Origin of the sequence: Nocardioides sp. NBC_00850 (genome assembly GCF_045207335.1) — a bacterium.
GTDB lineage: Bacteria > Actinomycetota > Actinomycetes > Propionibacteriales > Nocardioidaceae > Nocardioides.
On sequence record NZ_CP108845.1, the window covers coordinates 2,964,999 to 2,987,236 of the forward strand.

The window sequence follows — 22,238 nt, forward strand, 5'->3', positions numbered from 1 at the left end:
CTTGCACGCGATCAGCGCCGATGGACCTCGCGACCGTCGACGTAGGTGTTCGTCACCCGGGTCCGGGCGAGGACGGTCGTGTCCTCGCCGAGGATGTCGTGGTCGACGACGACCAGGTCGGCTGCGTACCCGGTCTCGATCCGGCCCGTGGACCCTTCGAGACGGTTCAGGTGGGCGGTGCCGGTGGTGTAGCCGGCGAGGGCCTCGGCGACCGTCAGCGCCTCCTCGGGCAGCAGCGGGGTGGCGTCGGCGGGCTGGTCGGGGGAGCGGCGGTTGACCGCGACGTGCATGCCGAGCAGCGGCGCCGGGTCGGAGACCGGCCAGTCGCTGCCGCACGCGATCCGGGCACCCGTACGCAGCAGCGACCCGAACACGTACTGCTGCTTGCGCGCGGCCGGTGCCAGGAACGGCAGGGTCAGCACCTCCACCGCCTCGTCCAGGCACGCCCACAGCGGCTGGATGTTGGCGGTGACCTCGAGGGCGGCGAACCGAGGGACGTCGGCCGCGTCGACGACCTGGACGTGGGCCAGATGGTGGCGCAGACCGCTGGCCCCGTTGAGCGCCCGCGCGTGCTCGATCGCGTCCAGGCTGTCGCGGACCGCCCGGTCCCCGAGCGCGTGGATGTGCGCCTGGAACCCGTTGGCGTCCAGCGCCGCGACGTACGTCGCCAGGGCGTCGGCCGGGATGAAGGAGAGCCCGCGGTTGTCGGTGAGATGGCCGTGGGAGTCGAGGTAGGGGTCGAGCATGGCGGCCGTGTGCGTCTCGCAGACGCCGTCCTGCATCAGCTTCACGCTGCCCGCGTCCAGCCCCACCTGAGCGGCAAGAGCGCGGCGCGAGATCAGCTCGGGAAGCTGCTCCAGGCCGCGGTCGCGGTCCCACCACTGAGCGAGGACGACCTTCGCGGTGAGCACGCCGGAGTCGTTGGCGGCGACGTAGGTCGGCAGCGAGTCGGGCATGCCGAGGCCGGCGCCGACCAGCGCGTCCTGCCAGCCGACGATGCCGACGGAGTGGAGATGGCGCTGTGCGGTGAGCAGCGCCTCGGTCAGGTCGCCCGAGGTCGGGGCGGGGACCAGCGAGCCGACCAGCTCCATCGCACCCTCGTGCAGCGCGCCGGTGGGCCGGCCGGCCGAGTCGCGCTCGATGCGCCCGTCGGCGGGATCGGGCGTGCTGGCATCGACACCCGCGAGCTCGAGCGCGCGGCTGTTCACCCAGGCGGAGTGGTGGTCGCGGTTGGGCAGGAAGACCGGCCGGTCGGGAAGGAGCCGGTCGAGGGGCTCGGCACTCGGCACCCCGCCCGGGAAGGAGTCCATCGACCAGCCGCCGCCGGTGACCCAGGCGCGTCCCGGGTTGGCCGTGGCGTAGGACCCGATGGCGTCCAGGTAGCCCTCGAGGGTCGAGAGACCGGTCAGGTCGCACTGGTTCATCTCCAGCCCGGCCTGGATCGGGTGCACGTGGGAGTCGTGGAAGGCGGGCAGGACCCACTGGCCGTCGAGCTCCTCGACCACCGTCTCAGGGCCGGCCAGAGCGTCGAGCTCCTCGCCGATGGCCACGATCCGCCCGTCCCGGACGGCGAGAGCCGTGTCCGCCCAGCGGCCCTCGCGCAGCACGCGACCACCGCGCAGCAGCAGGTCCGCCGGGAGGGCGTCACCGCCCATCAGTTGACGGCCATGGTGTCGGTGACCGAGGAGCCCGAGCGCTTGAGCACGAGCGCCACCAGGCCGAGGACCAGGAGCGTGAGGACCAGCAGGATCGTGGAGACGGCGGCGATCTCGGGCTTGAGACCGGAGCGGACCGAGGAGAGCACGTAGACCGGCCACGAGGTCGTGCCGGAGACGTTGATGAACGAGGAGATCACCGTGTTGTCGAGGCTCAGCGTGAAGGCCAGCAGCCCACCGGCGAGCACCGCCGGTCCGACGAGCGGGATCGTGACCTTGAAGAACGTCGCCACCGGCCGCGCATAGAGGTCCGCCGAGGCCTCCTCCAGCGACGCGTCCAGACCGACCAGGCGGGCCCGGACGATGTAGGTGACGACCGCGGTCGCGAAGAGCGAGTGGCCCACCACGAGGCGTACGTAGCCGTTGTTGAACGGCAGCAGCGACCAGTCCTGCCCGAGCGTCACGAACCAGGGGAGCAGCGCGATGCCGTCGACGATCTCGGGCGTCACCGAGACCAGCAGCAACAGCAGCGTGAACGGGCCCGCCCAGCGGCCCGGGAACCGGGCCATCGCCATGCCGGCCAGGGTGCCGAGCACGCTCGCCAGCAGCGCGGCGACCACGGCGGTCTGCAGGGAGACGGCGACGGTGTGGCGTACGGTCGGGCGCTCGATGATCGCCGTGAACGGCTCCAGGCTGAAGCCGTCCCAGGCGGTGAGCAGTCGGCCGCCGTTGAAGGAGTAGATGCCGATCACGATGATCGGGGCGAACAGGAAGAGGAAGACGAGCGTGGTCCACGCGCCGAGCGCGAGATTGGTGCCGGAGGGTCTGCTCATGCCGTCACCACCTCCTTGGTGTGCAGCCTCGTGTCCGGAGGCGGGACGGTTCCGATGACCAGCTTGCTGCGCCTGTGCAGGAGCCATCCCACGCACCACATCAGGGCGATGGCGAGGACGACGATGAGCATGGTGAGCAGGATGAGGACGACCGCCATGGCCGAGCCCAGCGCCCAGTTCTGCGCGGTCAGGAACTGGCTGGCGATCAGGGAGCCGACCATCGTTCCCTTCGCGCCGCCGAGGACCGCCGGGGTGACGTAGTCGCCCATCATCGGGATGAAGACCAGGACGATGCCGGCGATGATCCCGGGCCGCGCCAACGGCAGGGTGACCTGGAAGAACGTCCGCACCCGGTCGGCGCCGAGATCCTTGGACGCCTCACCGAGGGCGTTGTCGACGCGGTCGAAGGCGACGTACATCGGCAGGATCATCAGCGGCAGATAGTTGTAGATCAGCCCCAGCAGCACCGCGCCTCGGGTGTTGAGCAGGTCGTGCGGGTCGGCGACCAGGCCGACGTCGGTCAGGAACCCGGCCAGGGCGCCCTCGGAGGACAGGATCACCTTCCAGCCGATCGTCCGGATCAGGAAAGAGGTCCAGTAGGGGACCATCACCAGGGCGACCAGCAGCCCGCGGCGGTGTGCGGGGACCTTCACCGCCATGAAGTACGCAGCCGGCAGCGCGATCAGCAGGCAGGCGACCGTGCCCAGCACGCTCATCCACAGCGTCGCCCGGAAGATTGTGAAGAAGGTCGGGCTGAACGCCTCGGCGTAGCGGTCCAGCGACATCACCGCGTTGCTGTGGGTGCCGAACATCCCGGGTTTCTCACCGAAGCTGTACCAGGCGATCTGCAGGAACGGCACCACGAAGAAGACCGTCAGCCACAGCCACGCGGGGACAGCGAGGACAAAACCGGGGAGACGCTTACGCACTGGCGGCGGCCTTCAGCTTGTCGTAGACCTCCGTACGCCGGTCCTGAGCCTCGTTGACAGCGCCGTTCTTCATGGTGGCGAGCTGCTCGTCGTTGAAGAAGATCATCTCGGGCAGCTCGACCTTGCGCTCCGCGGCCATCTCCTCGATGCCCAGCGCGCCGGTGTTGTAGCCGATGTAGTCCATCTCCAGGAACGAGTTCTCCGGCTCCAGCACGTAGTCGAGGAACGCGTGCGCGGCCTCGGGGTGGGGCGCACCGGTCGGGATGCACCAGTTGTCCATCCACAGCTCGGTCGTCGGGCCGGGCAGGACCCACTTCCAGCGGTCGGGCTGCTTGTGCTCGAGGATCCCGAGGCGGGAGTCGCCGTTCCAGTTCTGCATCAGCGCGAAGGTGTTCTGCTGCATCGCGCCGGTGGCCGGGTAGGAGTCGAAGCCGGCGATGTGCGGTGCCCACTTCTCGACCGCCTCGGCCTCGTAGGCGTCGTAGTCGGCCATGTCCTCGGTGTTCCAGTCGATGCCATTGGCCCAGAAGTAGAGGCCCGCGACACCCTGCGGGTCGTCGAGCAGCGAGGTCTTGCCCGAGGCCTCGTTCTGCATTGCGTCGATGAAGTCGTCCCACGTCGCCAGGTCGCGCTTGATCACGGTGGTGTCGTAGACGAACCCGGTGGTGCCCCAGCACTTGCACACCGAGTACTCGTTCTCCGGGTCCCAGTCCTGGCCGAGGAACTTCGGGTCCACCTTGGCCATGTTGGGGATCAGGTCCTTGTTGAGCGGGACGATGATCTCGTTCTCGATCAGTTGCGGGATGTAGACCCCGGTCGGCACGACGATGTCGTAGCCGCTGGTGCCCTCGGACGCGACCAGCTTCGAGATCAGCTCCTCGTTGGAGCCGTAGGAGTCGAGCGTCACCTTCGGGCCGGTCTTGCCGAAGGCGTCGATCACCTCGGGGGAGTCGTAGTCACCCCAGGTGTAGATCGACAGCGACTTCTCCACCGGCCCGCCGGTCGCGCCGCCGCCCGGCTCGACCGCGCTGGATGCCCCGCCACCGCCGTCCGAGCCGCACGCGCTCAGCGCGACGCCGGCACCGGCGAGAGCTGCCAGGCTCAGGAAGTGGCGCCGCGAGAGCTCCTGACGGATCGCTCGCGCGCCGGCATGGCTGGCCAGGATGCGTACGTTGCCACTCTTGTTTACAGGCTTGTTCACTGTGGGCTCCTAGCGGTGGACGGGTCGAGCGGAGTATCGAGAGGGAAGAGACGTACGTCCTCGGCGGCCCAGCCGCAGAGGACCGGGTCGCCGGGGGAGAGCCGGGCGGCGCCATGGGTGGGGCGGCGGATCAGCAGGCTGAGCTCGTCGGTGACCTTGACGAGGTACTGGATCACCTCGCCGAGCGGGGAGACCTGGAGGACCTCGCCGGCGACGGAGTTGAGGCTCTCCGTCGCCGTCCCGGACTCGGCCCGGGGCTCGATCGAGATCATCTCGGGGCGGATCGCGGCCTGGTGGGCTTCGCCGGGCTTCCCGTCGGGCTTCGCGGGACCCTCGACCACCACGAAGGGGGTCTCGACGGTGGTGCCGTCGGCGCTGACCTCGCCGTGCAGGAAGTTCTGCTGGCCGACGAAGCCGGCGACGTACGCGCTGGCGGGCTGGTTGTAGACGGTCTCGGCGTCGGCGAGCTGCTCGATCCGCCCGGCGCGCATGATCGCGATCCGGTCGCTCATCGCGAGCGCCTCGTGCTGGTCATGGGTGACGAAGACGAAGGTGATCCCGAGGCGGGACTGGAGCAGCTTGAGCTCGAGCTGCATCTCCTCGCGCAGCTGGCGGTCCAGGGCGCCCAGCGGCTCGTCGAGGAGGAGGACGCCGGGGCGGTTGACCAGCGCGCGGGCGAGTGCCACCCGCTGCTGCTGGCCGCCGGAGAGCTGGGCCGGACCGCGGTCGGCGAAGTCGAGCATCCGCACCATCCGCAGCGCCTCGACGACCCGTTCGCGGACCTCGGCCCTGGGTGTCTTGCGCTGCTGCAGGCCGTAGGCGACGTTCTCCGCGACGGACTTGTGCGGAAACAGCGCGTACGCCTGGAAGACCGTGTTCACATCGCGCTGGTAGGGCGCGAGCCTGACCACGTCCTTGCCGCCGATGATGATGCTGCCGGAATCGGGCTTCTCGAAGCCGGCGATCATGCGTAGCGTCGTGGTCTTGCCGCAGCCCGAAGGGCCGAGCAGCGAGATGAACTCGCCGGCCCGGATCTCCAGGTCCAGGCCGGCGACCGCCGTGGCCTGGCCATAGGTCTTGGTCAGGCCGGTGATGGTTACCGAGCCGGAGGGTTGGTCCGGGGTAGCTGTCGTGGTCATCGCTGCTCCAGTCGATTGTTCACTTAGCGCTGCATTCCACCACAGGATCCGGGGAAAAGTACGGAATCAGTTGTAAAAGAACGGTTACGAACTTGATTTCGTGTACGTCGCCGCCGCTGAGTGCGGCCCCGGTCTCGGGATCTAGGGTTTACCCCATGCCGACCCCGCCCACTCTGTCCACCGTCACCTCGTTGCTGGACGACTGGTACCCGCCCGCGACCGCCGACGAATGGGATGCCGTCGGGCTGGTCTGGGGAGAGCCCTCGCAGTCCGTCTCGAAGGTGCTTCTCGCCGTCGACCCGACCCTGCCGGTCGCCGAGGAGGCGGCCGCGTGGGGTGCGGACCTGGTCGTGGTCCATCATCCGCTGTTCCTGAAGGGTGTGCACGGCTTCGCCGCGACGACCCCCAAAGGGCGTACGCTCTCGACGCTGGTCTCCGCTCGGTGCGCGCTGCTCACCGCGCACACCAACGCCGACCAGGCCCTCGGCGGCGTCTCGGAGTCGCTGGCGCTCGCGCTCGGTCTGAGCTCGCTGCGGCCGCTGGTGCCGGGGCTCACCGACGATGTCGGGACCGGCCGGGCCGGGACCGTGGAGCCGACCACGCTGGGCGCCTTCGCCGAGTCCGTGGCAGCCGCACTGCCCGCGACTGCGGCCGGGATCCGGGTCGCCGGCGACCTCGACCGGCCGGTCTCATCGGTGGCGCTGTGCGGCGGCGCGGGCGACTTCCTGCTCGACCAGGTGGCTGCGTACGACGTCTATGTGACCAGCGATCTGCGCCACCATCCGGCCTCGGAGTTCCTCGAGAAGGGCGGTGCGCTGATCGACATCCCACACTGGGCGGCGGAGTGGACCTGGCTGCCTGTCCTGGCGAGGCGACTGAACGAGGCTTTGGGAGATACGGTGGAGACCCGGGTCAGCCAGATCGTCACCGACCCGTGGACGCTGCGTCTGTAAGAAAATCGTGTGTGAATAGCTGAGGAGAATCCGCTGAAAGCCGACCCGTTCGCCCAGGTGAAGCTGCTCGACGTGTGTGAGCTGGACTCGCGCGCGCTGCAGCTGCGCCACCGCCGTGCGCATCTGCCGCAGGCCGCCGTCGTGGCGGAGCTGCAGGCATCGAAGAAGACCACCGACGATGCCGTACGCGACGCCCGGATCACGCGCGACGACCTCGAGCGGGTGCAGAAGAAGGCCGACGCCGACGTCGAGGCGGTCAAGACCCGCCGCCGGCGCGACCAGGAGCGGATGGACTCCGGGGCGATCAGCAGTGCCAAGGACCTCGAGCGCATGCAGCACGAGCTGGCCACCCTCGACCGCCGGATCTCGGTGCTCGAGGACGAGGAGCTCGAGGTCATGGAGCAGCTCGAGGAGGCTCAGGCGAGCGTGACCCGGCTCGAGGCCGAGCTCGCCGAGATCACCGAGAAGCTCGCCGTCGCGGTCGACTCCGTCGACGTCGAGACCTCGAAGATCGACGGCGAGCTCGCCGGGGTCGCCGAGGAGCGGGCGCCGGCGCTCGAGGGCATCCCCGATGACCTGCTCGCCCTCTACTCGCGGCTGAGCGAGAAGATGGGTGTCGGTGCCGCCGAGCTTCGCGCCCGCCGCTGCGGCGGCTGCAACCTCCAGCTCGACCCCGCCGAGATCTCCCGCATCCGCGGCCTCGCCGCCGACGAGGTCGTGCGCTGCGAGGAGTGCTCCCGCATCCTGGTCCGCACCGCCGAGTCGGGTCTGTGAGCGAGAAGACCGCGCGCGGCTGGGGAGCCGGCGCGGCGGCGACGACGCTGGTTCTCGTACGCCACGGGGTCACCAAGCACACCGCCGCCAAGGCGTTCTCCGGCGGCCTCGGCGGCGACAACCCGCCGCTGACCCAGGAGGGCCGCGAGCAGGTGATGCTCACCGCGGAGTGGCTCAAGCCGCTCGCGTCCTCGGTCTCGACCGTCGTGACCTCGCCGGTCCTGCGCACCGTCGAGACCGGTGAGCTCGTCGCCGGTGCGCTCGGTGCCAGCCTGGTCGAGGAGCCCGCCTTCGCCGAGATCGAGTTCGGGGAGTGGGAGGGGCTCACCTTCGGTGAGGTCGCCCAACGGTTCCCCGACGAGATGAAGGCCTGGATGGGGGCCACCGAGGTCGCGCCCCCGGGCGGCGAGTCCTTCGACTCCGCTCAGGCCCGCGTGCTCGACGGCCTCTCGCGGGTCCTCGAGGCCCACGCCGGCGAGACCGTCGTGGTCACCTCACACGTCTCGCCGATCAAGCTGATCGTCGCCCACGCCCTGGGCGCCCCGATCGGCGGAGTCTTCAGCATGGAGCTCTCGCCCGCCTCCGTCACCGTCGTCTCCTTCTTCGCCGACGACCGCGCCTCGATGCGCCTCTTCAACGGCCTCCCCGTCTCCCGCGACCCCTTCGCCGCCGGACTCTTCTGACGCCGAGTCGGCTCGTTATAACGAGCCGACTCGGCGGGCCGTCGCCCCGCTGGTCGAGCCGCCGGAGCCGCTAGGCGGAGGCGTGTCGAGACCAACACAGTCCTTATGGCGACCGCTTGCCATGACGGCGAGCGAGGTCGTGCAGCCGGTCGAGGTCCCCGGCTATCAGTGCCTCGCGCTTGGCCCGGCTCCACCCTTGGACCTGTTTCTCGCGTCGGTAGGCATCGGCCATCGTCTGATGTTCTTCGGCGTACGCAAGGGTGACCGGTAGACGCCGAACCGTGAACTCGGCACCGAGGCCGGCGTTGTGCTCGGCGATGCGTTTCTCCAGGTCGAACGTGCTTCCGACGTAGAGCATGTGATCGCGGCAGCGGAGAATGTACATGTAAGGCATGTCCCGATTCTGGGCGCGACCACCGACAGTTTCGCCGCAGGTGACCGTGTTGGTCTCGACACGCTCGCTGGCGCTCGCGGCTCGACCAGCGGTTGCCGCGCTGGTCGAGCCGCCGGAGCCGCTAGGCGGAGGCGTGTCGAGACCAACACAGTCGCTATATGGCCGAACGGGCGGACCGGGACTCAGATCTCGGCGACGATGATGTCGAGCTGGGTGCCGGTCTTGGTGGCGGGGCCGGTCTCGACGGTCCAGCCGAGGTCGCGGAAGGCGTCGGCGAGCTTGGCGGGGGTGCGGGGGTTGGCGCCGGACTCGAGGAGGGCTCGGACGAGGCGGCCCTTGGTGGCCTTGTTGAAGTGGCTGACCACCTTGCGCTGGCCGTTGTGCTCGTGGAGGACGCGGACGGTGGCGGTGCGGGCGGCGACCTCGTCGGGGCGCCAGAAGGCGGCGTACGTCCCGGACCGGAGGTCCACGAGCAGGCCGTCGCCGAGCGCTTCGGTGATGCCGGCGCCGAGGTGGGCGCGCCAGTGGGCCTGGACGCCGCCGATGCCGGGGAGGGTGGTGTCCCCCGAGAGACGGTACGCAGGGATCCGGTCGGCCAGGCCGACGAGGCCGAACACGGAGCTGGTCACCATGACCCGGCTGGTCGCGCGGCGCTTGGCGGCGGGGGACAGGGTCGCGGGGGAGAGGGCGTCGTAGAGGACGCCGGTGTAGATCCGGTCGGCGCGCGCGGTGGGGGCCTCGAACAGTTCGGCGTTCAAGGTGACGAGCTCGAGCTGGGTCTTCGGGATGCCGAGGATGTCGACGGCCTCGTCCGGGCGCGTGGTGCAGAGCTCGACGAGCGCGTCGATGACCTTGGCGCGGGCCGGGTTGAGCCCCGGGAGGCGGAGGTCGTCGAGCGCGAGCGGGTTGCCGCGTACGGCCGCGGTCTTGCCCTCCGAGGGCGGCAGCAGGATCAGCACGGGGACTATCGTGCCGCCCTGGACCAGGATGGCCGAATCGAGGATTGGGTATCTTTCAAAGCGCCCGTGACCTGGGAGAATGCGCGAGCCTACCGTCAAGTCATGATCGTTCTGGCCGCCGAGACCGCCTCCGGGCCCAACCTCGCCGGCTTCCTCGTCGTGATCATCATCGTCGGCCTGTTCTGGCTGATCCAGGACGTCTCGAAGAAGGCTCGGGCGCGGTCGGAGCACCTCCGGGCGAGGCGGTCGCTGACCTCCTCCCAGCGCCGGGCGGTGGCGAAAATCGACAGGTCGGCGAAGGCGTACAACGGGTCCACGAAGCGCCTGTGGGACCAGTTCGGCGCCTTCAAGGGCAACCCGAAGGCGTTCGGCAAGGATGCCGCCGCGCTGCACAAGAAGTACAAGGACTCGAAGAAGAAGTAGCCACTACAGTTCTGGCCATGGGCTCCGCACGCATCATCCGGGTCGCCAGTGCCGACAACGGTGTCGCCGCCACCACGCTCCGCGACGGGATCGCCGCGCTCCAGGCCGAGCTGGGGGTGACCCCCGAGTTCCCGCCTGAGGTGGAGGAAGCGGCGGCCGCCGCCGCGGCCAACCCCAGACTCCCGGAGCTGGACCGCACCGACCTGCCGTTCGTCACGATCGACCCCGAGACGTCGATGGACCTCGACCAGGCGCTCCACCTGGAGCGCGACGGGGACGGCTACGTGGTGCACTACGCGATCGCCGACGTGACCGCCTTCGTGGCGCCCGGCGATCCGGTCGACCTGGAGGCCAACAAGCGCGGCGAGACGCTCTACGCCGCTGATGCGAAGATCCCGCTCCACCCCAAGGTGCTCTCCGAGGACGCCGCCTCGCTGCTCCCGGACCAGGTACGTCCCGCCCTGCTGTGGACCCACAGGCTCGATGCGTCCGGGGAGGGGACCGACACGTTCGTCGAGCGTGCGCTGGTCAGGTCGCGGGCCAAGCTCTCCTACGACGGTGTGCAGAAGATGTTCGACGGGGACGGGTTCGGCGAGACGGACTACGCCGACTCCCTCCAGTTGCTGAAGGAGATCGGCGAGAAGCGGATCGCCCTCGAGGCGGCCCGCGGCGGAGTGAACCTGCCGCTGCGCGACCAGGAGATCTCGGTCCAGGGCGATCAGTGGTCGCTGGAGTACCGCGACCTGCTGCCGGTCGAGGACTGGAACGCCCAGATCTCGCTGCTCACCGGCTTCGGGGCGGCCGACCTGATGGTCTACGCCCGCGTCGGACTCCTCAGGACCCTCCCCGAACCCGACCCCCGAGACGTCCAGCGGCTGCACCGCACCGCTCGCGCGCTCGGGCTGGAGTGGCCGGCGGAGATGCTCTACCCCGACTTCATCCGCTCGCTCGACGGCAAGAACGGCAAGCACGCCGCGATGGCGATCGCGTGCACCCGGCTGCTGCGCGGGAGTGGGTACGCCTCGTTCAACGGCGAGCTCCCCGAGCTGACCGAGCACTCGGCGCTGGCGAACGAGTACATGCACGTGACGGCGCCGCTGCGCCGGCTGATCGACCGCTACGCCGGCGAAGTCTGCCTGGCGCTCTGCGCCGACCAGCCGGTCCCCGGCTGGGTGACCAGCGCGTTCACCACCCTCCCGGACACGATGCGTGCCTCCTCGCGCACCAGCGGTGCCTACGAGCGCGGCGTCGTCGACCTCGTCGAGGCCGGGGTGCTGTCCAAGCGGGTCGGAGAGACCTTCACCGCGGTCGTCGTCGAGATAGACGACGAGGACAAGCAGAAGGGCTCGATCACCGTCGAGGAGCCCGCCATCGAGGCCCGGGTCACCGGCGCGACGGCCCTCCCGCTCGGCGAGGAGGTCGAGGTGCGGCTGGAGACGGCCGACGTCGTCGCCCGGAAGGTCGGCTTCACCCTCGCCTGACCTCCCGGACGTACGCCGGTCGAAGATCAGGAGATCAGCTCGTCGAGGCGGTTGTAGACCTCGGCGGAGCCCTCGATCACCCGGCTGTGCTCGCCCTCGATGGAGACGGGTACGTCACCCTGGACGGTGATGCGCCGGACCTCGCGCGGCAGCTCGTCGAAGTCGGCGACGGCGTAGTGCTGGGTGGCGCGGTTGTCCCAGATAGCGACGTCGCCCTGCTGCCAATGCCACCTGACGGTGTTCTCCAGGGCGGTGACCCGGTCCTGGAGGAGGTTGAAGAGGATCGCGCTCTCCTTCTGGTTCAGGCCGCTGAAGTGCTTGACGAAGTGGCCCAGGACGAGCGCGCGCTCGCCGGTCTCGGGGTGGATCCGGACCGCCGGGTGCTCGGTCCGGTAGATCGTCGAGACGAACTCCTCGCGCTTGCGCGCGGCCACGTCGTCGGTGGACTCGGCCTGGTCGGGGCGTACGTAGTCGTAGTCGTTGGAGTGGACCGCCCACAGGTTGTCGACCAGCGCCTTGAGCTGGGGGTGGAGCCGCTCGTAGGCGGTGGCGGTGTTGGCCCAGACGGTGTTGCCGCCGTACTCGGGGATCTCTGCGCCGCGCAGGATCGAGAACGCCGGCGGCCGGTCGACGAAGGTGACGTCGGTGTGCCAGGAGTTGGCGGCCATGCCGCGGTTGGCCTTGAGGGTCAGGACGCGGGCGCTGCCGGTGTTCACGGTCGGATGGGCCGTCGTCAGCGGCCCCAGGCGCTCGCCGAACGCGATCTGCGCGCGGTCGTCGAGATGGTTTTGGCCGCGGAAGAAGACGACCTTGTTCTCCAGGATCGCGGACCGGATCTCGGCGATCGTCTCCGCGGGGAGGTCGCCGGAGAGGGCGACGCCGTCGATGCGGGCGCCGATCCGGCCGCCGACCTTGTGGACGGTCAGCTCGTTGACGGGGGATGCTTCGGTGATGGTCATGCGTGGTCTCCTCTGTCGGCGTCGGCTTGATCTGAATAAAGTCTAGTGAAATACATGACTTAAGACCACGGGTGTCTCACGAGACGTTTGGGCACTCTGACCGGTGATGCGGGTGGGAGTCGGTCGATATCGTGCGCTCATGACGCACGCAACACCCGAGACCGTGTTCACCTATGGCTCCCCGCAGCTCAAGTTCGGCACCGGCGCATCGGCCGAGATCGGCTACGACCTGGCGTCGCTGGGCGCGCGCCGCGCCCTCGTGGTCACCGATCCCGGCATCTCCGCGACCGGGCTGCCGCAGCGGGTGGCCGAGCAGATGAAGGCGTACGACGTCACTGCCGTCGTCTTCGACGGCGTCCATGTCGAGCCGACCGACGAGAGCATGCGCCAGGCGGTCGAGTTCGCTCGCGAGAACGGGCCGTTCGACGCGATCGTCGCGGTCGGGGGCGGGTCGAGCATCGACACCGCGAAGGCGGTCAACCTGCTGACCACCAACGACGGCGACCTGATGGACTACCTCAACGCGCCGGTGGGTCGCGGACTCGCGCCGGCCAACCCGCTGCTGCCGCTGGTCGCGGTGCCGACCACAACCGGGACCGGGGCGGAGTCGACGACCGTGTGCGTGCTCGACGTGCTCTCGCTCAAGGTGAAGACCGGGATCTCGCACGCGCGCCTGCGCCCGACGCTGGCCGTCGTCGACCCCGACCTGATGATGACCCAGCCGGCCGGGGTGACCGCCGCGTCCGGGATGGACATCCTGTGCCACGCGCTGGAGAGCTACACGGCCCGGCCCTACACCTCCTACGACCGCAAGGAGCCCGCCCAGCGGGTGCCCTACTGCGGCGCCAACCCGATCTCCGACATGTGGTCGGAGAAGGGGCTGTCGCTGCTGGCGGGCTCGTTCCGGCAGGCGGTCGCGCACGGCGACGACACGCTCGCCCGCGGTGACATGGCGTTCGCGGCGACCTTCGCGGGCCTGGGCTTCGGCAACGCCGGCGTGCACATCCCGCACGCGTGCGCCTACCCGATCGCCGGGCGGGTGCGCGACTTCCACCCCAAGGACTACCCGGGCGACGAGGCGCTGGTGCCGCACGGGATGGCGGTCTCGCTGACCGCTCCGGAGGCCTTCCGCTACACCTTCGACGCCGCCCCCGAGCGGCACCTCCGCGCAGCCCGACTGCTGGCGCCCGGCTTCGACGAGTCGAAGGAGGAGCCCCGTGACGTACTGCCCCGGGTGCTGAGCGACCTGATGCGGGACATCGGCATCCCGGCCGGGATCGGCGAGGTCGGCTACGTCGCCGGAGACATCCCCGACCTGGTCGAGGGGGCGCTCAAGCAGCAGCGGCTGCTCGCCACCGCGCCGAAGCAGCCGTCGGCGGAGGACCTGACCGGGATCTTCGAGAGGTCCATCACGCTCTGGTGAGGAATGCCCGGCGGGACTACGGCGTTCGGTTGGTTGTCTAATTCAACCAAACTCTCCGGAGGTTCACTCGGTGACGTCAGTCCCGCCGCGGCTCTTGCTCGCGCTCGCCCTGCTCTCGGCATCCGCGCCGCTTGCGATCGACTTCTACCTGCCCTCCTTCCCGCAGATCGGCACCGACCTCGGCGCCGCGGCGAGCAACGTGCAGCTGACCCTCACCGCCTTCCTGATCGGGCTCGCGCTCGGCCAGATCGCCTGGGGGCCGATCTCCGACCGCTTCGGACGGCTCAAGCCGCTCCTGATCGGGTCGGTCGTGGCCGCGGCGGCCGGTGTGCTGGCCGCGCTGGCACCCACCGTCGAGCTGCTGATCACGGCCCGCTTCATCCAGGCGCTCGCCGCCGCGGCGGGGATCGTGATGGCGCGGGCGATCGTGGCCGACGTACTCCACGGCTTCGCCGCCGCCCGGGCGATGTCGATCATGATGTCGATCAGCGGGATCGCGCCGATCCTGGCCCCGGTGATCGGCGGTGCCATCGCCGGGTTCGTGCCGTGGCGCGGGGTGCTCGGCATCGTGGCCGCGATCGCCGTCGCGCAGGTCGTCTGCGTGCTGCTGGTGATCCGGGAGAGCCTGCCGGCCGAGCGCCGGACCAGCCGGGTCGAGTACGCCGACCTCGGCCGTCTCCTCGCCAAGCCCGCCTTCCTCGGCTACACGCTGACGCAGTCGCTCACGTTCGCCACCCTGATGACGTACGTCTCCTCCTCCTCGTTCCTCTACCAGTCGGTGATCGGTACGTCGGCGGCGGTCTACGGCATCGGGTTCGCGGTCAACGCCGCCTTCCTGACGGTCGCCGGGCTCTTCTCGGCGCGGCTGGCCAAGCGGCAGGTGCACCCGGCGCAGATCATCCGCTCGGCACAGCCGGTGCTGGCCATCGGCGCGCTGTTCGTGCTCGTCGTCGCGCTGGCGCCGGTGCCTAAGGCGCTCATCCTGCTGCCGATCCTGGTCGTCACCACCTGCGTCGGCTTGATCATGGGCAACACCGGCGCACTGGCCATCGAGCAGGCCCGTCCCTCGGTCGGCGCCGGCTCGGCGCTGATGGGCGGGATCATGTTCCTCGGCGGTGGCCTCGCCTCCCCGCTCGGCGCCGTCGCCGGTGAGCACACCGCGGTGCCGCTCGCGATCACCATGGTGGTCACCTCGGTCCTCGGCGCCGTCGCGTTCTCCCTCGCCCGGCGCTCGGTCGCCCGCAACCCGGAGTCCGAGGCGGCCTTCGCCACCGCGGCCTGACAACCCTGCCGAGGCGTCACTCACGTCGGCCGAGTGGGCACGGTGATGCCCACTCGGCCGACGTACCTGACGCCTCGGCCGACGCGGGCGACTTCTCGGCGCTGACTAGGCTTCGCGGAGTGAAGCTCCGTGTCCATCAGCAGCGGGCGCTCTCCGCCCTGGGCGCGGCCTGGGATGCGGGGCGTTCGCGGGCGTGGGTGGTGCTGCCGCCGGGGGCCGGGAAGACGCTCGTCGGGCTGGAGACGGCACGCGATGCGATCGCGGACGGGGCGAAGGTCGTCGTACTCAGCCCCAACACGGCCATCCAGGGGCAGTGGCTGCGCCAGGCGGCCGCGCTGGGTCTCTCGGCGTCCTCGTCGCGGGATCTGGAGGCGCCGCTGACGTCGCTGACCTACCAGTCGGTCGCGGTCTTCGGCGACCCCGACGACGAGGCTGAGACCGGGGAGAGTCACCTGGCCAGGCTGCACGACAACGGCCGGGCGCTGGTCTCGGCGCTGCGTACGGCCGGGCCGCTGCTGCTCGTGCTGGACGAGTGTCACCACCTGCTCGAGGTCTGGGGTGAGCTGCTGGGCGAGATCCTCCTGCTGCTGCCGGAAGCTCGGGTGCTCGGACTGACCGCGACTCCTCCTGAGGCGCTGACCAAGGAGGAGTCCGCGCTGGTCGGGCTGCTGTTCGGGGAGATCGTCTTCTCGACCTCGATCCCGGCCGTGGTGCGCGAGGGCGACCTGGCGCCCTTCGCGGACCTGGTCTGGCTGACCGCGCCGACGCCGAGCGAGCGGGCGTGGCTGCGGGGGAGCGCGGAGCGGTTCGAGGAGCTGCTCACCGCGCTGACCTCGGCCGATCTGGGCAGCGTGCCGTTCCTGAGCTGGCTGGACCGGCGGTACGTGTCGCGGCCGGCCGGAGCTCCGTCCTGGGCCGAGCTCGCGAAGGCGTGGCCCGATCTGGCCACGGCGGCCCTGCGGGCGCACCATCTCGGGCTGCTCGCCCTGCCCGAGGGGGCGACCCTGACCGAGGCGCACCGTCGCGACCCGTCGGCCGAGGACTGGGTGGCGCTGATCGGTGACTGGGTACGCGGGCATCTGGCCGCCTCCGAGGCGGAACCCGACCAGGAGGCGCTGGCCGCGATCAAGCAGGCGCTGCCGGCGGTCGGCTACTCGCTGACCCGGCGTGGCATCCGGGCCGGGCGCTCGCCCGTCGACCGGGTGCTGGCGCGCTCGGAGGCGAAGACGACCGCGACCGCGGCCATCGTGGATCACGAGCGGCTGGCGCACGGCGACTCGCTGCGGCTGCTGGTCGTCACCGACCACGAGCGGGCCTCGGCCACGCTGCCGGTCGACCTGCGTGGGGTGATCGCCGAGCAGTCCGGGTCCGCGCGGGCGGTGCTCGCGACGCTGTGCGGGTCCCACGATGACGTCCTGCTGGTCACAGGCGCCACCGTCGCAGGGCCGGCGGCGACCCTCGCCGCACTGGTCGAGCACATCGCCGAGACCGACCCCGCTCTGGCCGAGGGCCTGGAGATCGAGCCGGGGGAGGCGTACGCCACGCTCGTGGGGCGCTGGGGCAGTCGCCAATGGGTCGGGCACGTGACCCGGTTCTTCGAAGCTGGCGGCTGCCGGGTGCTGGTCGGCACGCGCGGGCTGCTCGGGGAGGGCTGGGACGCCCGATCGGTCACCGGGATCGTCGACCTCACCGCGGCCACGACCACGACGGCGGTCGTGCAGCTGCGCGGCCGGTCGCTGCGTACGGATCCCGCTCGGCCCGACAAGGTCGCGGTCAACTGGACGGTCGTCTGCGTCGAGGAGGAGCACCCGCGCGGCGACAACGACTGGAAGCGCCTGGTCCGCAAGCACACCGGCTTCTTCGGCGCCGACGAGGACGGCTCGGTCGTCGACGGCGTCGGCCACATCGACGAGACGTTCTCTCCGTACGCCGCCCCGCCGGAGTCCGACTTCGACGAGGTCAACGCCCGCATGGTCGCGCGTTCGGAGGACCGTACCGCGATCCGGGAGCGGTGGCGGATCGGGGAGCCGTACGCCGACGTCGCCGGCCGCACCGTCCGGATCCGGCTCCGCCGGGCGGGCGTGCTGCGCGCGCCGTCGGGGGCGGTGCTGGCTCCTCGGCCACCGGCGTTCCGGCTGCGGGAGGGCCGGGTGCCGGAGTGGCGCCTGCCGGCCAGGGCCGTCCTCGCGTCCGCGGCGCTGTTGAGCATCGGGCTGGTCCTGGCGCTCGCCTTCGGTGCTGCAGGCGGTGTCGCGGGGGCCGTCGGTGGCGTGGTCGGCGGGCTGTGGGCGCTGTGGGCCGTGAACGTCTATCGGGACGGCACTCGGATCGCCTCCCAGCTGCGCCGGCGCCCGAGCGTCGGCGCGGTCGGGGCGGCGGTCGCCGACGCGCTGAACACGACCGGACAGACCTCGGTCGGCGCTGCCGGGCTCGAGATCGCGGTGGACACCGACGGCAGCTACCGCCTTCATCTGGCCGGGGTTCCCGAGGAGGAGTCGGCGCTCTTCGCCGCCTCGCTCGAGGAGGCACTGGCGCCGATCGCCGCGCCCCGCTACCTGGTCTCGCGTCCGGTCGTGGGCGACCTGGACGCTCTCGAGAGGCTGAGGCTGGGCGTCTCTGGCAGGCACGCCGCGGACGCCGAGGCCTGGCACGCGGTGCCCGCCGCCCTCGGCCGTCGTGCAGCCGACGCGAAGTCGTTCCTCGCCGCCTGGGAGCACTGGGTCGGCGGCTCCGGCCTGCTCTACACCGGCTCACCCGAGGGCGCCGGCGTACTGGCCGCCCAACGCGGCGCCGACCCCTTCGACGTCACCGCCGTCATCCGCCGCCACTGGTCCTGAGCCGAGACGTCACCCCCGTCGGGCGAGACGGCACTTACGTCGGCCGAGACGGCACTTGTGACAATCGAGTTGTCAGTTATGGCGACGTACCGGAGTGTTGCCCGCATGGACTCGGATGTTCGGCACCGGCATGCGTCATCCTTCGGAGCGGCGGCGAACGCGTACGCCACCCATCGCCCCGACTACGCGCACGACGCGATCCGGTGGGCACTCGAGCCTGCGCCCGGGCCGCGGGTGCTCGATCTCGGCGCCGGCACCGGGAAACTCACCGCGACCCTGGTGCAGATGGGCGCGGCCGTCACGGCCGTCGAACCAGACCAGGCGATGCTCGCCGAGCTGCGAAGGGGCCTCCCGGAGGTCGCCGCGTCGTCGGGCAGCGCCGAGTCGATCCCACTCCCGGACGCCTCCGTCGACGCGGTCCTCGCCGGCAATGCGATGCACTGGTTCGACATGGCCAACGCCGGCCCGGAGATCGCCAGAGTGCTGGCACCGGGCGGGGTGCTCGCCGGTCTGTGGAACACCGTCGACGACGGCGTCGACTGGGTCGCCGAGCTGGCGAGGGTCAGCGGCCCCGCGGCGATCGGGCCGCGCGACACCCCGGACGCCTGGCGTACGGAGACGGCCGACCTGCACCTGCCGAGGACGGACGCACCCGCGAGGTTCGGCTCCCCGGAGCAGGCCGGCTTCCCGCACGGGCAGATCCGCACCGCCGACTCGCTCGTCGCGACGCTCGGCACCCGGGCCGGGATGCTGGTCATGCCGGACGAGGAACGGGAGTCCACCCTCGCCCGGATCCGGCGCCACCTCGCCACCAGGCCGGAGACGTCGGACGGCGAGTTCACCCTTCCGATGATGACCTGCGTGCTCCGCGTACGACGACGCTGAGGGCCACGGCTCGTTCTGGCTCCCAGATGACAGGTTTCTGGCAGTCCGCGGACACCTGTGTCAGATTCTGGACCGATCCCAGACGGTGCTGATCGGTTGGCTTGTCACGTCAACCACCAGCCCCACCGAAGGGACACCATCATGACCTCCACCATCACCCGACGCATGGTCGGCGCCGTCGCTGCCGTCGGCCTCGCCGCCACCGGCACCTTCGCCACTGCCAGCATCGCCAACGCCGAGGTCGGCACGGGCAACACTGCCGCCGCGGTCTCCGCCCAGGCGACCCAGAACTTCGGCCTCACCGCGACCGAGGCCAAGATCGTCCAGGGGAAGCTGCTGAAGAAGTTCGGCTACACGGGCAAGCAGTACCCGGGCAAGATCGACGGCAAGCTCGGCCCCAATAGCTGGAAGGCGTTCCAGGTGTACCTGAAGAAGGGCTACGCCTACACCGGCAACATCGACGGCGATCCCGGGAAGAACACCATCAAGGCGCTGCAGCGCCTGTTGAACGACCGCGTCCACAGCAGGCTCACCGTCGACGGTGTCGCCGGGCCGAAGACGCAGGCGGCGTTCAAGACGTACGCGAAGTGGCTCAAGACCCACTGATCCCGTACGCCTCGTGACACCCGGCCGCCGGCGAGATGCCGCGGCCGGGTCTCACATTTCCGAGGCTGGGGTCCAGGTCGGGAACTTGGCGGTGCGGCCGTCACCGGAGGAGCGGCCAGTGAGGCGGCGGTGGATCCAGGGGCCGACGAACTCGCGGTAGTAGGCCAGACCCTTCTTGCCCGCGGCGGCCTCGAAGTCGAGGTCCCACCAGCCCTCGGGGACATCTACGCCGAGCGAGTCGAGGACGCGGGCGGCGACGCGGTGGTGGCCCCGGCCGTTCATGTGGAGGCGGTCCTCGGACCAGAAGCGGCCGTCGGTGAGGGTGGTGTCGGGCCAGTTGTAGGCGCGCACGACGTCGTCACGGTGGGCGATCCGCTGCTCGACCAGGCCGACGAGCTCGTCGCCGCGACGCTGGAAGACCTTGCCGAGCGGGAGCCGGGCCGAGGGGTTGGCGCCGGAGAGCAGGATCAGCGTGATCCCGTTGGCGTCGCAGGCCTCGAGCACGGGGTTGAGGAGGTCGGCGATCGCGTTCGCGTCGGCCTTCGGGCGGAGCATGTCGTTGCCGCCGCCGTTGAAGGAGAGGTGGGTCGGCTTCAGCGCCAGCGCGGCGGGGAGCTGCTCCTCGACGATCGGGCGGATCAGACGCCCGCGGATCGCGAGGTTGGCATACTCCACTCTCGTCCCGGAGGCGGCCCAGCCCTGGGCGACCAGATCGGCCCAGCCGCGTACATGACCGTCAGGAGTCTCGTCACCGACTCCTTCCGTGAACGAGTCACCGATCGCGACGTAGCGCACTGCCTCCACGAGCCCTCCCAAGCACCAAACTGCGAATATCCATCGCCAGCCTCTGGATTCTAGTCCGCCCCGGGTCTGAGGAGCACATCCGTCCCCGGGCTGACGTCCGGGCCGCCTCGGCTCCTCTACGGTGGGTGCGTGGAGGAGTTGGTACGGCCCTGGCGGCTCGGCCCGCGTGGGCGATGGTGGTTCGACGTCCTGCTCGCGGGCACCCTGTTCCTGATCATCCCGTTCTACGCGATCCAGGCCCTGCTGGACGGCGGCGCGGCCCAGGACGTCTCCAGCGCCAGCCATGTCGTCGACCTGGTGCTCGTGGTGGTCCAGCTGGTGCCGCTGCTGTGGCGGCGTCGGCACCCGGTGATCGTCTACGCCGTCGTGGCCTCCGCGTGCGCGCTGCAGGTGCTCCTCCTCGACTACCCGCTCGTCTCCCAGGTCTCCTTCCCGATCGCGGTCTACTCGGTGGCGCGCTACGCAAGGCCACGCTGGGGCCTGGCCGCGCTCGCGGTCGGTCTCTTCGGGTCCGTTCTCGGTGCCTACGACTGGCTGGGCGCCGTCGACGCCGCGTCCAACAACGCGTCCCAGGACGCCATCAACTGGAGCACCTACGTCCCGGTCGTGCTCTCGCTCGCCACGTTCCCCGTGGCCGCCTGGGCGCTCGGTGCGCTGGCGCGAACCCGGACGGCGTACGTCGACTCGCTGATCCAGCGCAACGAGCAGCTGCGCCGCGAGGCCGAGCAGCGTGCCGAGCTCGGAGCGACCCAGGAGCGGGCGCGGATCGCGCGCGAGATGCACGACGTGGTGGCCCACGGGCTGAGCGTGATCGTGGTCCAGGCCGACGGCGCGCGCTATGCCGCCGAGCAGGACCCGGCCCTCGCCCCGAAGGCACTGGAGACCGTCGCGCAGACCGCCCGCGAGGCGCTGGCCGAGATGCGGCAGCTGCTCGGTCTGCTGCGCGACGGGGACACGCTGACCCGTCCGCAGCCGCGGCTGGGCGACATCGCGACGCTCGTCGAGGAGACCCGCGCCGGTGGGATGGAGCTGACCGCGAACCTTCCCGAGCCTGGTCTCGCCGTGCCCGAGGGTGTCGCGCTGACCGCCTTCCGGGTGGTGCAGGAGTCGCTCAGCAACGTACGCAAGCACGCCGGCCCGGGCGCCGCGGCCAGAGTCACCGTGACGGCCGATGACGGCAGCCTCACGATCGAGGTCGCCGACGACGGCCGCGGCGCGGCAGCGGACGCCACCGCGCAGTCGGGCGGCCTCGGCCTCATTGGGATGCAGGAGCGCATCTCCGCCCACAACGGAACGCTCGAGACCGGCCCGGCTTCCGGCGGCGGCTTCCGTGTCTACGCAAGACTCCCGCTATGACGATCCGTGTCTTTCTCGTGGACGACCAGGAGCTCGTCCGTGCCGGCTTCCGGATGCTGATCGACTCCCAGCCCGACCTGAGCGTCGTCGGTGAGGCCGGCGACGGCCAGGAGGCCGTCGCCGCGCTGGGCCGGACCGAGGCCGACGTGGTCCTGATGGACGTACGCATGCCCCGCATGGACGGCGTCGAGGCGACAGGTCTGATCGCCGGCCGCCAGGACGCACCCCGGGTGATCGTGCTGACCACCTTCGACCTCGATGAGTACGCCTTCGCCGCGATCCGGGCGGGCGCCGCGGCGTTCCTGCTCAAGGACGCCCGCCCCGAGGACCTGCTCACCGCGATCCGCACCGTGCACGCCGGCGACTCGGTCGTCGCGCCGAGCACCACCCGGCGCCTGCTGGAGCACTTCGCCGCCTCCGCTCCCGCGACCGCCGGGCCGGCGATCGAGGGGCGGCTGGAGGCGCTGACCGAGCGTGAGCGCGAGGTGCTCACGCTGGTCGGCCGCGGCCTGTCCAACACCGAGATCGCCGAGACCTTCGTGGTCGCCGAGGCCACCGTGAAGACCCACGTCGGCCGGCTGCTGGCCAAGACCGGTTCTCGTGACCGCGTCCAGTTGGTGGTGCTGGCCTACGAGACCGGCCTGGTCGGCCGCTGACCCCGG

General features: G+C 70.6%; 21 protein-coding genes. 12 read left to right on the forward strand and 9 right to left on the reverse strand.

Translation table 11 applies throughout. The features are described 5' to 3' along the window. Positions 1-11: 11 nt before the first annotated feature. Genes OH802_RS14420 through OH802_RS14440 form a run of 5 tightly spaced genes read right to left on the reverse strand, consistent with a single transcriptional unit; the run spans position 12 to position 5,757 of the window. Complete coding sequence (locus tag OH802_RS14420) at positions 12-1,655, reverse strand: amidohydrolase (RefSeq protein WP_406029029.1); 1,644 nt, start codon at positions 1,653-1,655, stop codon at positions 12-14. Further along, positions 1,655-2,488, reverse strand: a complete 834-nt coding sequence (locus OH802_RS14425) for an ABC transporter permease (protein WP_355228615.1) — start codon at positions 2,486-2,488, stop codon at positions 1,655-1,657. The genes OH802_RS14420 and OH802_RS14425 overlap by 1 nt, the downstream gene beginning before the upstream one ends. Next, a complete protein-coding gene (locus OH802_RS14430; RefSeq protein ID WP_406029031.1) occupies positions 2,485-3,417 on the reverse strand; it encodes an ABC transporter permease in 933 nt (310 codons plus the stop codon). The genes OH802_RS14425 and OH802_RS14430 overlap by 4 nt, the downstream gene beginning before the upstream one ends. After that, positions 3,410-4,618, reverse strand: coding sequence for a spermidine/putrescine ABC transporter substrate-binding protein (locus tag OH802_RS14435; RefSeq protein WP_406029033.1), 1,209 nt, complete (start codon positions 4,616-4,618; stop codon positions 3,410-3,412). Before OH802_RS14435 ends, OH802_RS14430 begins: the two co-directional genes overlap by 8 nt. Beyond that, positions 4,615-5,757 carry an ABC transporter ATP-binding protein gene (locus tag OH802_RS14440; protein ID WP_406029035.1) on the reverse strand — a complete coding sequence of 381 codons (1,143 nt, stop codon included), beginning with the start codon at positions 5,755-5,757 and terminating at the stop codon, positions 4,615-4,617. The genes OH802_RS14435 and OH802_RS14440 overlap by 4 nt, the downstream gene beginning before the upstream one ends. Positions 5,758-5,912: 155 nt before the next feature. On the opposite strand from OH802_RS14440, the gene OH802_RS14445 reads away from it, so the two are divergent. From OH802_RS14445 to OH802_RS14455, 3 genes are all read left to right on the forward strand, one after another. Then, the gene (locus tag OH802_RS14445) at positions 5,913-6,710 is read left to right on the forward strand and encodes a Nif3-like dinuclear metal center hexameric protein (protein ID WP_406029037.1); all 798 of its coding nucleotides are present in this window, start codon (positions 5,913-5,915) and stop codon (positions 6,708-6,710) included. 72 nt (positions 6,711-6,782) lie between these two features. Continuing rightward, positions 6,783-7,484, forward strand: coding sequence for a zinc ribbon domain-containing protein (locus OH802_RS14450; RefSeq protein WP_406029039.1), 702 nt, complete (start codon positions 6,783-6,785; stop codon positions 7,482-7,484). Next, positions 7,481-8,167 carry a histidine phosphatase family protein gene (locus OH802_RS14455; protein ID WP_406029041.1) on the forward strand — a complete coding sequence of 229 codons (687 nt, stop codon included), beginning with the start codon at positions 7,481-7,483 and terminating at the stop codon, positions 8,165-8,167. The genes OH802_RS14450 and OH802_RS14455 overlap by 4 nt, the downstream gene beginning before the upstream one ends. A gap of 103 nt (positions 8,168-8,270) precedes the next feature. On the opposite strand, the gene OH802_RS14460 is transcribed toward OH802_RS14455, so the two are convergent. Together OH802_RS14460 and yaaA are read right to left on the reverse strand one after the other, a co-directional pair. Beyond that, positions 8,271-8,561 carry a GIY-YIG nuclease family protein gene (locus OH802_RS14460; protein WP_406029043.1) on the reverse strand — a complete coding sequence of 97 codons (291 nt, stop codon included), beginning with the start codon at positions 8,559-8,561 and terminating at the stop codon, positions 8,271-8,273. Positions 8,562-8,743: 182 nt separating this feature from the next. Continuing rightward, positions 8,744-9,520 carry a peroxide stress protein YaaA gene (gene yaaA / locus OH802_RS14465; RefSeq protein WP_406029045.1) on the reverse strand — a complete coding sequence of 259 codons (777 nt, stop codon included), beginning with the start codon at positions 9,518-9,520 and terminating at the stop codon, positions 8,744-8,746. 102 nt (positions 9,521-9,622) lie between these two features. Here yaaA and OH802_RS14470 point away from each other — a divergent pair, with 102 nt between their 5' ends. Both OH802_RS14470 and OH802_RS14475 read left to right on the forward strand, forming a co-directional pair. Continuing rightward, the gene (locus tag OH802_RS14470; protein WP_406029047.1) at positions 9,623-9,943 is read left to right on the forward strand and encodes a hypothetical protein; all 321 of its coding nucleotides are present in this window, start codon (positions 9,623-9,625) and stop codon (positions 9,941-9,943) included. A 17-nt stretch (positions 9,944-9,960) separates the two neighbouring features. Further along, a complete protein-coding gene (locus tag OH802_RS14475; RefSeq protein ID WP_406029049.1) occupies positions 9,961-11,424 on the forward strand; it encodes an RNB domain-containing ribonuclease in 1,464 nt (487 codons plus the stop codon). A 26-nt stretch (positions 11,425-11,450) separates the two neighbouring features. On the opposite strand, the gene OH802_RS14480 is transcribed toward OH802_RS14475, so the two are convergent. Continuing rightward, the gene (locus OH802_RS14480; protein WP_406029051.1) at positions 11,451-12,383 is read right to left on the reverse strand and encodes a TauD/TfdA dioxygenase family protein; all 933 of its coding nucleotides are present in this window, start codon (positions 12,381-12,383) and stop codon (positions 11,451-11,453) included. A gap of 139 nt (positions 12,384-12,522) precedes the next feature. On the opposite strand from OH802_RS14480, the gene OH802_RS14485 reads away from it, so the two are divergent. The 5 genes from OH802_RS14485 (at position 12,523) to OH802_RS14505 (ending at position 19,416) form a co-directional block, all read left to right on the forward strand. Beyond that, a complete protein-coding gene (locus tag OH802_RS14485) occupies positions 12,523-13,806 on the forward strand; it encodes a hydroxyacid-oxoacid transhydrogenase (RefSeq protein WP_406029053.1) in 1,284 nt (427 codons plus the stop codon). 70 nt (positions 13,807-13,876) lie between these two features. After that, complete coding sequence (locus OH802_RS14490; protein WP_406029055.1) at positions 13,877-15,088, forward strand: multidrug effflux MFS transporter; 1,212 nt, start codon at positions 13,877-13,879, stop codon at positions 15,086-15,088. A 119-nt stretch (positions 15,089-15,207) separates the two neighbouring features. After that, the gene (locus OH802_RS14495; RefSeq protein WP_406029057.1) at positions 15,208-17,925 is read left to right on the forward strand and encodes a DEAD/DEAH box helicase family protein; all 2,718 of its coding nucleotides are present in this window, start codon (positions 15,208-15,210) and stop codon (positions 17,923-17,925) included. Between the two features lie 105 nt (positions 17,926-18,030). After that, positions 18,031-18,810, forward strand: coding sequence for a class I SAM-dependent methyltransferase (locus OH802_RS14500; RefSeq protein WP_406029059.1), 780 nt, complete (start codon positions 18,031-18,033; stop codon positions 18,808-18,810). Between the two features lie 141 nt (positions 18,811-18,951). Continuing rightward, positions 18,952-19,416: a hypothetical protein gene (locus OH802_RS14505; RefSeq protein ID WP_406029061.1), complete on the forward strand. Its 465-nt coding sequence runs from the start codon at positions 18,952-18,954 to the stop codon at positions 19,414-19,416. Between the two features lie 51 nt (positions 19,417-19,467). Here the strand turns inward: OH802_RS14505 and OH802_RS14510 are convergent, their stop codons facing one another. Beyond that, positions 19,468-20,220: an SGNH/GDSL hydrolase family protein gene (locus OH802_RS14510; RefSeq protein WP_406029062.1), complete on the reverse strand. Its 753-nt coding sequence runs from the start codon at positions 20,218-20,220 to the stop codon at positions 19,468-19,470. Between the two features lie 129 nt (positions 20,221-20,349). Here OH802_RS14510 and OH802_RS14515 point away from each other — a divergent pair, with 129 nt between their 5' ends. Together OH802_RS14515 and OH802_RS14520 are read left to right on the forward strand one after the other, a co-directional pair. Next, positions 20,350-21,576: a sensor histidine kinase gene (locus tag OH802_RS14515; protein WP_406029064.1), complete on the forward strand. Its 1,227-nt coding sequence runs from the start codon at positions 20,350-20,352 to the stop codon at positions 21,574-21,576. Further along, positions 21,573-22,232, forward strand: a complete 660-nt coding sequence (locus OH802_RS14520; protein ID WP_406029066.1) for a response regulator — start codon at positions 21,573-21,575, stop codon at positions 22,230-22,232. Before OH802_RS14515 ends, OH802_RS14520 begins: the two co-directional genes overlap by 4 nt. The last annotated feature ends 6 nt before the right edge of the window (positions 22,233-22,238 follow it).